The organism is Peribacillus sp. NPDC006672 (assembly GCF_050274955.1).
In the GTDB taxonomy this organism is placed as follows: domain Bacteria; phylum Bacillota; class Bacilli; order Bacillales; family DSM-1321; genus Peribacillus.
Genome location: NZ_JBNNOR010000010.1, coordinates 127,356 through 139,922 on the forward strand (window position 1 = coordinate 127,356; position 12,567 = coordinate 139,922).

Consider the following 12,567-nt stretch of genomic DNA (forward strand, 5'->3'; position numbering starts at 1 on the left):
CACGGATAAAAGAGAGGGAAAAAATAAATGGCAGTAACAAAACAATACGAAAAGAAAGATGGAACAAAGGCGTGGTTATTTCAAGCGTATCTTGGAGTAGACCCGTTAACAGGTAAAGAGAAAAGAACAACAAGAAGAGGTTTTAAAACAGAAAAAGAAGCCAATCTCGCTCTAGCCAGGTTGCAACTAGATGTGGACAAGAACGGCTTTCGTGTTAACTATAATATTAATACTTTTCAGGATTTATATGAGGATTGGATTGAACAGTATCAGCATACAATAAAACCAACAACATATGAAAGGGTTGTGGCTCTATTTGCCAATCATATCTTACCTAAGTTAGGAACTTTAAAATTAGAAAAAATTAAACACGTTGCTTTTCAAAAACTTATCAACAAGTGGGCTGGTGACTTTAAAACTAAATCGGTTCGAAATCTTAGAACATATGCAAAAATGGTATTTAATCAAGGAATCCGAATAGAAGTATGTGATAGTAATCCTTTTGATAAAGTCGTCATTCCAAAAGACCAAAAAGAGCCAATTCCTGCAAAAAAAGAAGCTTTTTATACCAAAGAGGAACTTAAATATTTTTTTGAATGTTTGCAGCAAGTTGAAAAGCCAATATGGATTACCTTTTTTCGCTTATTAGCTTTTACAGGTGGAAGAAAAGGGGAGATACTAGCTTTAACTTGGGATGATATAGACTTTGTGAGTGGTACAATCAATATCAATAAAACGCTCGTAAGGATAAAAGGTAAACATGGAATTCAATCACCAAAGACGAATACTTCTAATCGTGTAATAGGTATTGATCTAGAAACGTTGGCAATTTTAAAGAAGTGGAAAATTGAACAACAAAAGGAAAAACTTATGTTAGGTATCCGTGAAGCAAGCGGAAGTGAGCTTGTCTTTAATGGAGTTTGCTCTACTGGTGAAAGTAAATATATTTATCTTTATAGACCAAATTATCGACTAGGCTCATTATATAGAAAATTCCCTAGTTTAAAACAGATTACTATACATGGTTTTCGCCATACCCATGCTTCACTAATGTTTGAAAGTGGAGCGGATATAAAAGTAGTGCAGAAAAGACTAGGGCATTCCAATATACAGGTAACTATGGATATCTATACTCATGTATCTCCTAACCACGAAAAAAATACAGGGGAAAGATTCGCAAAATATGTAAATTTTTAATACCCGTATTCAAAACCGTATTCAAGGGATAAAAATACTTAATTGAAGTTACGCTTATCCCTTGATATAATGGCTTTTATGAGTTTATTAATTGTTCGAGGTGAAAAAATTGGCAATACATGTAGTTTTATATCAACCACAGATTCCAGCAAATACAGGCAATATAGCAAGAACGTGTGCAGGAACGGATACGTCTTTACATCTCATTCGCCCGCTTGGTTTCTCAACGGATGACAAACAGCTCAAACGGGCCGGGCTCGATTACTGGGAGAATGTAAAGATCCATTATTATGATTCGTTAGAAGAGTTTTACGAAAAGAATGCCGGCGGTGAATTTTATTACTTAACGAAATTCGGAGAGCAGCCGCATTCCAGCTTCGATTACAGTGATCTAGACAGTGAGATATACTTCATTTTTGGCCGTGAAACGACGGGTCTCCCTAAAGAGCTGATCCAAGAAAATATGGATCGGTGCCTGCGGATTCCTATGACGGATAAAGTACGTTCCCTTAATCTATCGAACACGGCTGCCATCTTGATTTATGAAGCCTTAAGACAGCAAAATTACCGTGAATTGGATTTGAAAACAAAGGGTTGAGTGTCAGCACTACCTTACTGTCATCGGGGGGATTTCAGCCCCGGTGATGGGTTTTTTACTGTACATATTCAATAGGGGTGAGAGCTTTGAATAAAATAATTGAGAAGATTTTAGATCACCGTTCCATTCGTTCTTTTGAGGACAAGCCATTGTCTGAGGAACAAATCAATATGATTGTGGAATGTGCCCAGGCTGCATCGACTTCAAGTTATATTCAAGCGTATTCAATCATAGGGATAACCGATCCGGAAAAGAAAGCCAAGCTTGCTGAACTTGCCGGACCACAATCTTATGTAGAGAAGAATGGACATCTATTCGTCTTTTGCGCCGATTTATATCGTCAGGATATGGTTTCCGAAATGGAAAACATGGATCTGACTGAATCGATTGAAAGTACGGAGAAATTCATGGTTGCCTGTATTGATGCTGCTCTGGCGGCTCAAAATGCAGCATTGGCCGCAGAATCGATGGATCTTGGCATTTGCTATATCGGCGGGATACGCAATAATCTCCCGGAAGTGTCTGAGGTTTTGAATATACCGCATCGGGTTATTCCATTATTCGCCCTAGTGGTTGGATATCCGAAAAACCGTTCGGATAAAAAGCCGCGTTTGCCGCAGTCCAATATCTATCATGAAAATGGATATCAGGAGGATAAGCAGGAGTTCATCGGACAACTTGAAGAGTACAATGAAACGATCTCCAGTTATTACGAACGCCGGACTAAAGGTAAACGAAAAGACACCTGGACCGAGCAAATGGCTGGCATGCTTGGAAAGAAAAGCAGGTTGTACATGAAAGATTACGTGGAGAAGCAAGGATTTAAGAAACATTGATTGATGAAAATGACCTATCAGGATTATGCCATTCCCATAAGGGACATCTTTCAAAATCCTGAGCATGAGCCAAACAGTAAAGATCCCGGAAATATTTCCGGGATCTTTACTGTTTTTATTTATCAATTGGTAAAACGTTTCAGCCAAAAATCTTATAAGGATTTCTTCTTATATACCCATGAACTAACTATTGACAATATATTTAGATAGAATTATAGTATTAAGGTAGTGGGAATGATAATCATTTTCAATTGAGTTTTTACTTACCTAGTTTTCAGTAAATGGAGGTTAAAAAATGGTTCGCCTATATACAGAGAATTTAAATATTGGGTACGGTGAACATTTAATTGTAAAAGATCTCAGTGTGGAAATTCCAGATAAAAAAATCACAACGATCATCGGTTCAAATGGATGTGGGAAATCCACACTTTTGAAAGCGATCACCCGGATCATTCCAAACCAATCAGGTACGGTTGTTTTAGATGGGGTGAATATCTCAAAAGAAAGCACTAAGATCCTTGCAAGAAAAATGGCCATACTTCCGCAGACATCCGAGAGTGCAAGTGGTTTGACAGTTGGCGAGCTTGTATCATATGGGCGCTTTCCCTATCAAAAAGGTTTTGGGCGTCTGACCCAAAAAGACTATGATGTGATTGATTGGGCACTTGAAGTGACCGGTACGAAAGACTTTAAGTTCCGTCCGGTGGATGCTCTTTCAGGAGGTCAGCGCCAGCGTGTTTGGATTGCAATGGCCCTTGCCCAGGAAACGGAAATCATCTTCCTCGATGAGCCGACCACCTATTTGGATATGGCGCATCAACTAGAGGTTTTAGAACTATTACAGAGGCTGAATGCAGAACAGGGACGTACGATTGTTATGGTCCTTCATGATTTAAACCAAGCTGCACGCTTTGCCGACTATATCATTGCCTTAAAAGGCGGGGAAATAGTCAAAGCGGGAGATTGTGAAGAAGTCATCACTCATGAAGTGCTTAAGGAAGTATTCCATATTGATGCGGTAATCGGACGAGATCAACGAACGAACAAACCAATGTGCAGCACATACAATTTATTAAAAGGAGACTTGACATCAAATGAAAAAGATAATGATCCCGTTTATACTGCTGTTAGTGTTAATTATTAGTGCTTGTGGTAATGAGTCGACCAAAAAAGAAAAAAGCTCCGATTCCAAAAAGGAAAAATCAGGTACCATCACATACCAATCTGAAAATGGGCCTATCGAAGTGCCTGCAAATCCTAAGCGTGTAGTCGTACTATCTTCTTTCGCAGGTAACGTAATGGCTTTGGATGTTAATCTTGTAGGGGTTGATTCCTGGTCTAAAATGAACCCGAACTTTAAAGAACTAAAGGATGTCGAAGAAGTGACGGACGAAAACCTGGAAAAGATCATCGAGTTGGATCCGGATTTAATCATTGGTTTATCAACGATTAAAAATGTCGATAAATTAAATGAAATTGCTCCAACCGTAACGTATACATACGGAAAAGTAGACTATTTAACACAGCACATAGAAATTGGTAAGCTTTTGAATAAAGAAAAAGAAGCCCAAGCTTGGGTGGATGATTTCAAAAAACGTGCAAAAACAACCGGTGAAGACATAAAAGCTAAAATCGGTGAAGATACTACCGTTTCCGTATTCGAAAAGTTTGACAAACAGTTCTATGTATTTGGCGATAATTGGGGCCGTGGAACGGAAATCCTTTATCAAGAAATGAAATTGGCCATGCCTGAAAAAGTAAAGGAAGTGGCGTTGAAAGATGGTTACTTTGCTTTATCTTTAGAAGTTCTGTCAGACTATGCTGGTGATTATGTGATTTTGAGTAATAATAAAGATGAGGATAATTCATTCCAACAAACAGATACGTATAAAAACATTCCTGCTGTTAAAAACAATCAACTATTTGAAGCTAATGCGAAAGAATTCTACTTCAATGATCCAATAACATTAGATTACCAATTAGACTTCTTTTCCAAAAGTTTTCTAGGCAAATAATACAGCGAGGGAGAGGGATTCCAATTCCTCTCCTTTTATTCTATAAATAAAGAGATGAGAGAGACAGATGACTAATGAGAATCAACGTTTCATCCCATTTATATATAAACTGATCATTGGGATTGCTGTATTCATGGGCATGTTCTTTATTTCGATGGCGTTTGGTGCGGCAGATGCTACCGTCAAAAATGTCTGGCAAGCACTGACATCAAATGCTACCGGTGATAAGATTTCCATCATTCGGGAAATCCGGTTCCCTCGTGAAGTGGGTGCAATCTTTGTTGGTGCAGCACTTGCCGTTTCTGGTGCCATCATGCAGGGAATGACTAGAAATCCACTTGCTGATCCAGGGTTGCTTGGATTGACGGCAGGTGCCAATGCAGGTCTCGCCATAACTTTGGCATTTATTCCTTCAGCTAATAACTTAGGAATCATGACTGCGTGTTTTATTGGATCCGCAGTGGGGGCTATCATGGTTTTCGGCATAGGTGCGATGAAAAAGGGAGGATTTTCTCCTTTACGGATCGTATTGGCTGGTGCTGCAGTCTCTGCATTCCTATTTGCCGTTTCAGAAGGGGTGGGTATTTATTTCAAAGTATCAAAGGATGTTTCGATGTGGACTGCAGGCGGGAATATCGGAACATCATGGGGGCAGCTCCGTGTAATCGTCCCGTTTATTGTAATAGGCATCCTGATCTCATTTATCTTTTCTAGACAGCTCACAATACTTAGCTTAAGTGAAGAAGTCGCGGTAGGATTAGGTCAAAAGACAACACAAATAAAGGCGGTCCTCTTCGTAGTCATCATTCTCCTAGCCGGTGCTGCCGTTGCTCTTGTTGGGAATATGGTATTCATCGGGTTAATGGTCCCCCATATGGTTAGGGCAATCGTTGGTACGGATTATCGATTTATCCTGCCGATGTCAGCGATTTTAGGTGCCACGTTCATGCTTCTTGCCGATACGATTGGCCGGACAATAAATTCTCCATATGAAACACCTGTGGTAGCGGTTGTTGCGATGATAGGTTTACCTTTCTTCCTCCTAATCGTGCGTAAAGGAGGTAAAGCATTTTCATGATCCAGCCAGCTTTAATCAAAAAACAGCGATTGATATTGGGTGCATTATTCGCACTCATAATCATAACGATCATTATTGGGACATGTACTGGGTATTCGAATCTTTCTTTAGGGCGACTGATTCCAACGCTTTTCGGGCAAGGGACGTTTAAAGAGGAATTCATTTTATTTTCCGTCCGATTACCGCGAATCATCATTACCCTTTTAGCAGGCATGGCCCTTGCACTGTCGGGAGCCATTTTACAGGGAATCACACGTAATGATTTAGCCGATCCCGGAATCATCGGAATCAACTCAGGAGCTGGTGTTGCCATTGCCGCTTTCTTTTTGTTTTTCCCGATTGACGCAGGTTCGTTTGTTTACATGATCCCACTTGTCGCTTTTATAGGCGCGTTACTGACGGCCTGTTTAATATATATACTCTCATTTAAGAGAAGGGGTGGCCTTGAACCCGTTCGGTTAGTTTTGATTGGCGTTGGGTTTTCAATGGCGCTTTCAGGCTTGATGATTGTCCTCATTTCATCAGCGGAACGGGCAAAAGTCGATTTCATTGCAAAATGGTTGGCGGGAAATATATGGGGTACGGATTGGCCCTTCATTTGGGCGGTTCTTCCATGGTTAATCATCCTCATTCCATTCACTTTATATAAAGCAAATCGTTTGAATCTGCTTGGTTTAAGTGAACCTGTCGCAATTGGAGTGGGTGTATCGATTGAAAAGGAACGGATCGTATTGCTAATCACAGCTGTCGCACTGGCTGCGGCTGCCGTTTCTGTTACAGGCGGAATTGCATTCATTGGACTCATGGCCCCGCATATAGCAAAATCCTTGGTCGGACCTCGAAATCAATTATTCATTCCAGTTGCCATTTTGATCGGCGGATGGCTATTGCTGCTTGCCGATACGGTAGGCCGTAATATAGTTGAACCCGAGGGAATCCCTGCAGGTATCATGGTTGCATTGATCGGTGCTCCTTATTTTATGTATTTATTGTTGAAAAAATAAGATCTTGCTAAAATCCCTTGATAATTCTCAGGGGATTTTATGCTTTTTTGGAGTGCTTCCATAGTTTTTTTAAAATCACGGTTTATCTATATCTAATTATTTCATCAGGATTCAATCGTTTAGCTTCGAAATAAAATACTTGAATAAACTTTTTTGTATTTACCCGGGTTGGTGTAAGAACTATAGTTGAATCATTTTGCAGTTCTTTCATTTTTTGGCGAACGACTGTGAAATCAAAAAATTTAGAAGCGTAATTTTCAAACTTCGGATTTGAAAAATCCGTTAAACCGAGGGAAGCAAAATGATTTAATGAATGGTTAATCGTTCTGCGTATCCGCTGTTCGGCAGCCTTTATTTCTCGATTGATATCAGCCTGCAAAGCTGAAGTTCCGAGCTTTTTCTTTGTGATTTCTACAAAAATATCTTTAAGAGTCGGGAAATGCTGTTCAAAAGTAAATGTCCGTTCATACATGAATAAATATTGAAGCATTTCAATTAAATCCTTTGCCCCATTTTCTCCGACAACCCCTAATTCTGATAAAAGAAATTCTCCCACCTCTTTTATACTTTTTTCATTAAAATTACTTGATTTATCAGCCTTTGGCTGTTCAAAATTCAATACACTATTTAAAGAGGCTTGGATATTAGTGATCGATCTTTCTAAATGAATACGTTCCATGACTTTTCGGATAACTGTTAATATTTCAATGCGATTAATTGGTTTAGTAATATAATAATCGATTCCGAGTGAGTATGCTTCACCAATCAGCTCTTTTGATTCAACCTGTGAAATCATTATTATTTTTCCGTTAAATGTACTTTTTATATGACGAAGTGTCTCGATGCCATCCCGGATGGGCATTAATAAATCAATAAATAATATATCAATTTGTTTTAAATTCAAAATATGTCCTTCTAATTGACTGCCATCTTCCGCTTCCTCTACCACTTCTCCTAAATCTTCGTTCTCTATTATTTGGCTTAAGTTCGAACGTATAGCACAATCATCATCAGTTATAAAAAAACGCATGAAATCATCCTTTCTGGATCAACTTATGGATTGGTAACTTAATTGAAAAAACAGCGCCGCTGTCAATCTTATTCTCTAATAGGATATCCCCTCCCAGTTCTTTCACAACTTCTTTAACATATGAGAGTCCAATCCCTGTTGAAGGTGTCCCGAAATGATCATATTTTGAAGTGAATCCAGGTTTGAATATAACGGTCTGATATTTTTTAGGGATCCCAGGTCCATTATCAGCAACTTTAAATTCTACGATATCGTAAAGTTCACTCAAACGTAAACTAACGATTCCCTTTTCTTTAATTGCTTCCACTGCATTAGCGACTAAATTATTGAAAAGAGATAATACGGTATATACATGATATTGTGAATCGGTGTTTACATCTAAAGAGTATTCAAATTGAATATCCTTTCCAAGTGATAAGGCATATTTTTCATTAATTCGGATAATTAATTGAATAAGTTCAGCAGGTTCCATATAATCCTTAAAACTCTCATTAGAAATCAATTTAGAGAGACCAGCAAAAATTCGTTGATTATCTTTCTTAACTTCATGCATTTCACCCGCGATGCGCAATGCTTTTTGACTATATTGCTGTGTAAGAAAGTGGGGGTGCTTTTCCCGTTCTTTTAAATCGCGATACAAATCATACGATTCCTTTGTAATATTCTCTGCATTTTCTAATGTTTTTCTTAAATGAATCGTTTCCTCATATAAATTGGAAATGAGCATCAGCATGTGTTCATTTTGTTTTCTGATTTGTCTTTCTCTTGATTGTGCCTCATAAAGTTTCATCATATTAAAAAAGCTTAAAACGATAAAACTGTGTCCGAATGCAATCACGATCATCTCATTTAGTGAACCTAACGTAATTGTTGTTTCTAATACAATATATTGAAAGATTAATTCTACAGAGTCGGACAATATTTCGATAATGAGGCCAATAAATCCAATAATCAAAGACCGGTTTTGAAAGCGGTTGATTTTCACTAAATAAAAAAGAAAGGAATAGGTGAAATAAAAGAAAAAACTGGGACAATGTTCTTGAAAAGTGGACGCCCAGTGAAAATTATCATGCATGAAGAAGTCTATTAGGATACGAAATACCACAACCATCGTTCCTGTCAGGGCGCCCGATAAAATGGCAGGTGTTTTCTGTAATAATAGTAAAAAGAAGAAAAGTGCAGGCGGGCCAAAACTTATCCGAAACGTTTCATTTAAAGGATAAAAACTCAATTCACCTGCTAATGGCACTGTTAACAACATCAGAGCAAGGATATTGACCTCTTTTTTCATCAACGTACCGAGATTCAAGGTGCTCACCTCCCAATTTGTTTAAAAAAATCAGTATACAGTTTCAGCGGCTTCAATACAATGCTTACTTTGTTCCTTAATAGAACGGCTTGGTCAAATTATGGAAAAACCAATCTTTTATTCTATCCACAAAAAATAGTAACTGCTTTTAAAGGATTTTTATTTTTTAGATTTTTGTAGATTTTTGTAAGATTCTGTAGTTCCCGTTTTAAATTAAAGGTAGGTAAAAACTTTTGAAAGCGCTTAATAATATTTAGAATATTCATTATGTTTTCATCTAATCCATTAGTAAAGCACAACAATTGAAGAGGTGGAAGAATGTGGTTGGAGAACTGACAAAAGATTTTAACATTCATGTTAATAGTCCAAAGCAAGCCTGCTTAGATGAATGGGTAGCAAATTACAGATCCTATGCTACTGAAGGACAAACCGCCAATTATATACCTGCGTTGAGAAATACACACTTATCGCAGTTAGGTATTTGCATACTAGAGCCAGGTGGAACGATGATAAAGTCAGGGGATTGGGAAGTCCCTTTCACGTTGCAAAGTATTTCAAAAGTGCTTAGCTTTATAGCCGCATGCCTGGGTTGCGGCATTCCTTATGTGTTGGATAGGGTCGATGTGGAACCAACTGGGGATGCTTTCAATTCAATCATTCGTTTAGAAATGCATAAGCCAGGAAAACCGTTTAATCCGATGATAAATGCTGGAGCGATTACTGTAGCTTCGCTTCTCCCGGGGGAGTCTTCACAAAAAAAAATAGAATTTCTCTTCGCATTATTTGAAAATTTGTTAGGAAAGCGCCCAATCATCAATGAGGAAGTGTTTCAATCTGAGTTGCTAACCGCTCACAGAAATAGAGCTTTAGCGCACTATTTAAAAGAGATGAATTATTTAGAATCCGATGTAGAGGAAGCTTTAGAGGTTTACCTGAAGCAATGTTCCATAGAAGTAACCACAGAAGACATAGCCCTGTTTGGACTGATTCTCGCACAAGATGGATACCATCCTATTCGTCAAGAACAAGTTCTCCCTAAAAAAGTGGCTAAACTAGCTAAAGCGTTAATGCTTACTTGTGGAATGTACAACGCTTCGGGGAAATTTGCGGCTTTTGTTGGGGTGCCAGCCAAAAGTGGAGTATCCGGTGGGATTATGGCACTAGTTCCTCCAAGTGCCAGAAGCGGAATGCCTTTTCAAGATGGATGTGGCATTGGTATTTTTGGACCGGCAATTGATGAATATGGGAATAGCGTGACAGGTGTTATGTTATTGAAACACATGGCGCAAGAATGGGATCTAAGCATTTTCTGAAAATCAGAAATAATTTGTTCTCATAAAGGGGGCACCCTCAAGATTTCCCCATCAAATGACTAGGCTCTAACAAGAGGTATCTAACCGCGGCGATTACATTAAGCTGTATTTAGACACTAGCAAAAATCATTAATGCAGTTACTTTAAAACGTTATTTAAAGGAATGAATTTTTGGAAAGCATGGTGATAAACATATGAATAATTTGCAGCGTAAGATGGGAACGTTCTCTTTAACGATGGTAGGACTCGGATCTATTATTGGATCAGGTTGGTTATTCGGAGCTTGGAGAGCGGCACAAATCGCAGGTCCAGCTGCCGTTATCTCTTGGATTATAGGAATGGTTGTTATTTTATTTATTGCACTTTCTTACAGTGAATTAGGGGCAATGTTTCCTGAAGCTGGGGGAATGGTGAAATATACGCAATACTCTCATGGTTCGTTCATAGGGTTTCTTGCAGGTTGGGCAAACTGGATTGCAATTGTTTCTGTAATTCCCGTTGAAGCGATTGCTTCTGTTCAATATATGAGCTCATGGCCATGGGAATGGGCGCAGTGGACACATGGTTTAGTAGAAAATGGGAGTCTTACTGGGGGAGGCTTGGCAATTGCCTCTGCATTACTGATTGTATACTTTTTATTAAATTACTGGACAGTTAGTTTGTTTTCAAAAGCTAACTCATTTATTACAGTTTTTAAGATTGTTATACCTGGACTTACGATTGGATCACTTTTATTTGCTGGTTTTCATGCATCCAATTTTACATCAGCAGGGAGTATAGCACCTAATGGTTGGGCAAGTGTACTTACTGCTGTAGCGACTTCTGGAATTATCTTTGCATTTAACGGTTTTCAAAGTCCGATTAATATGGCAGGCGAGGCAAAGAATCCTGGACGTTCGATCCCAATTGCAGTAATTGGCTCCATTTTAATTGCAACGGTTATCTATGTTTTATTACAGATTGCGTTTATTGGAGCAGTTGATCCGTCGATGATTGTGAACGGATGGCATCAGTTGAATTTCAATTCTCCGTTTGCTGACTTAGCAATTGTTTTAGGCATAAACTGGTTAGTTATTTTACTATACGTTGATGCTTTTATGTCTCCATCAGGAACAGGAATAACATACACGGCGACAACGTCACGAATGATTTATGGAATGGAAAAGAATAAATATTTACCAAGCGTGTTTGGAAAACTGCATCCTCTTTATGGTATCCCGCGTCAAGCCATGTTTTTAAATCTAGGTGTATCTTTCTTATTTTTATTCATGTTTAGAGGCTGGGGCGTACTAGCCGAGGTTATTTCGGTTGCCACTTTAGTCTCTTATATTACAGGTCCAGTTACTGTTATGACATTAAGGCGCACAGGTCATAACTTGTACAGGCCATTTCGTCTAAAAGGATTAAGCATCATTGCACCACTTGGTTTTGTTTTTGCTTCTTTGGTTCTATATTGGGCAAGATGGCCACTGACAGGCCAAGTATTATTTATCATAATGATCGGTCTTCCCGTTTATTTCTATTATCAAGCAAAAATTAAATGGAAGGGATTCCGTCAAAACTTTTCAGCAGGGCTTTGGATGGTTGTTTATTTAATCTGTATGATGACTATTTCATACTTAGGCAGTGAAAAGTTTGGTGGACTAAACGTAATTCCATTTGGTTGGGATATGGTCATCATTACATGTTTATCACTAGTGTTTTATAGCTGGGCAATAAAAAGTGGATTCAAAACAGAATATTTGGAACAAGGAAAAAAAGTGAACGACGACTTGAGATCATTGAAGAACGACATCGTATCTCAAACGGAAAAAAAGAACGCTGTATAAAATTTGAAGACACTTCATTGATAATTTATTTTAAAAGATAAAGAATCCTTCCGGGGTATAGTTCAGGTTCGAAAGGACTTTTTTCTATTTATATGGATGGATGTGCAAAAAAAAGGGGACAGCAAATTTAATTTGTTGTCCCCTTTTTTGGAAGTAAGAAAGGCTTTAAAACTTTCTTTATTTCACACCTGGTTTATCGTCATAACCAGCAGTGAAGATAGCAGCTAAAAATGTAATAGCAACTGCAACGATAATAATTGTGCCCATAATGTGACCTCCCTTTACCCATATTGTCCCACTTAAGTATAGGCTTAGTATACCCTAATTTTTAGCAGGAGTGCACACTATTTTTCTTGTC

General features: G+C 38.3%; 11 protein-coding genes. 9 read left to right on the top strand and 2 right to left on the bottom strand.

Annotated elements, in window-relative coordinates; genetic code table 11:
* Positions 1 to 27: 27 nt before the first annotated feature.
* The 7 genes from ACQKKK_RS17525 to ACQKKK_RS17555 all read left to right on the top strand — a co-directional run bounded on the left by ACQKKK_RS17525 (position 28) and on the right by ACQKKK_RS17555 (position 6,728).
* Positions 28 to 1,197 carry a tyrosine-type recombinase/integrase gene (locus ACQKKK_RS17525; RefSeq protein WP_427617689.1) on the top strand — a complete coding sequence of 390 codons (1,170 nt, stop codon included), beginning with the start codon at positions 28 to 30 and terminating at the stop codon, positions 1,195 to 1,197.
* A gap of 109 nt (positions 1,198 to 1,306) precedes the next feature.
* On the top strand, positions 1,307 to 1,795 hold the full coding sequence (trmL, locus tag ACQKKK_RS17530) for a tRNA (uridine(34)/cytosine(34)/5-carboxymethylaminomethyluridine(34)-2'-O)-methyltransferase TrmL (protein WP_427617691.1): 489 nt from the start codon (positions 1,307 to 1,309) through the stop codon (positions 1,793 to 1,795).
* A gap of 86 nt (positions 1,796 to 1,881) precedes the next feature.
* Positions 1,882 to 2,631, top strand: coding sequence for an oxygen-insensitive NADPH nitroreductase (gene nfsA / locus ACQKKK_RS17535; RefSeq protein ID WP_427617692.1), 750 nt, complete (start codon positions 1,882 to 1,884; stop codon positions 2,629 to 2,631).
* A gap of 295 nt (positions 2,632 to 2,926) precedes the next feature.
* Positions 2,927 to 3,775 (top strand): ABC transporter ATP-binding protein, encoded by an 849-nt coding sequence (locus tag ACQKKK_RS17540; RefSeq protein ID WP_427617694.1) that lies wholly within the window; start codon positions 2,927 to 2,929, stop codon positions 3,773 to 3,775.
* Positions 3,726 to 4,646 carry an iron-hydroxamate ABC transporter substrate-binding protein gene (locus tag ACQKKK_RS17545; RefSeq protein ID WP_427617696.1) on the top strand — a complete coding sequence of 307 codons (921 nt, stop codon included), beginning with the start codon at positions 3,726 to 3,728 and terminating at the stop codon, positions 4,644 to 4,646. The genes ACQKKK_RS17540 and ACQKKK_RS17545 overlap by 50 nt, the downstream gene beginning before the upstream one ends.
* A 67-nt stretch (positions 4,647 to 4,713) precedes the next feature.
* Positions 4,714 to 5,724: a FecCD family ABC transporter permease gene (locus ACQKKK_RS17550; RefSeq protein ID WP_427617698.1), complete on the top strand. Its 1,011-nt coding sequence runs from the start codon at positions 4,714 to 4,716 to the stop codon at positions 5,722 to 5,724.
* Entirely contained in the window at positions 5,721 to 6,728 is a 1,008-nt protein-coding gene (locus ACQKKK_RS17555; protein ID WP_427617700.1) for a FecCD family ABC transporter permease, read from the top strand. Before ACQKKK_RS17550 ends, ACQKKK_RS17555 begins: the two co-directional genes overlap by 4 nt.
* A gap of 82 nt (positions 6,729 to 6,810) precedes the next feature.
* Here the strand turns inward: ACQKKK_RS17555 and ACQKKK_RS17560 are convergent, their stop codons facing one another.
* Positions 6,811 to 7,758: a response regulator gene (locus tag ACQKKK_RS17560; protein ID WP_427617702.1), complete on the bottom strand. Its 948-nt coding sequence runs from the start codon at positions 7,756 to 7,758 to the stop codon at positions 6,811 to 6,813.
* Between the two features lie 4 nt (positions 7,759 to 7,762).
* Positions 7,763 to 9,076 (bottom strand): ATP-binding protein, encoded by a 1,314-nt coding sequence (locus tag ACQKKK_RS17565; RefSeq protein ID WP_427617704.1) that lies wholly within the window; start codon positions 9,074 to 9,076, stop codon positions 7,763 to 7,765.
* Between the two features lie 323 nt (positions 9,077 to 9,399).
* On the opposite strand from ACQKKK_RS17565, the gene ACQKKK_RS17570 reads away from it, so the two are divergent.
* Positions 9,400 to 10,380 (top strand): glutaminase, encoded by a 981-nt coding sequence (locus tag ACQKKK_RS17570; RefSeq protein WP_427617832.1) that lies wholly within the window; start codon positions 9,400 to 9,402, stop codon positions 10,378 to 10,380.
* A gap of 194 nt (positions 10,381 to 10,574) precedes the next feature.
* A complete protein-coding gene (locus ACQKKK_RS17575; RefSeq protein WP_427617706.1) occupies positions 10,575 to 12,209 on the top strand; it encodes an APC family permease in 1,635 nt (544 codons plus the stop codon).
* Positions 12,210 to 12,567: the final 358 nt, after the last annotated feature.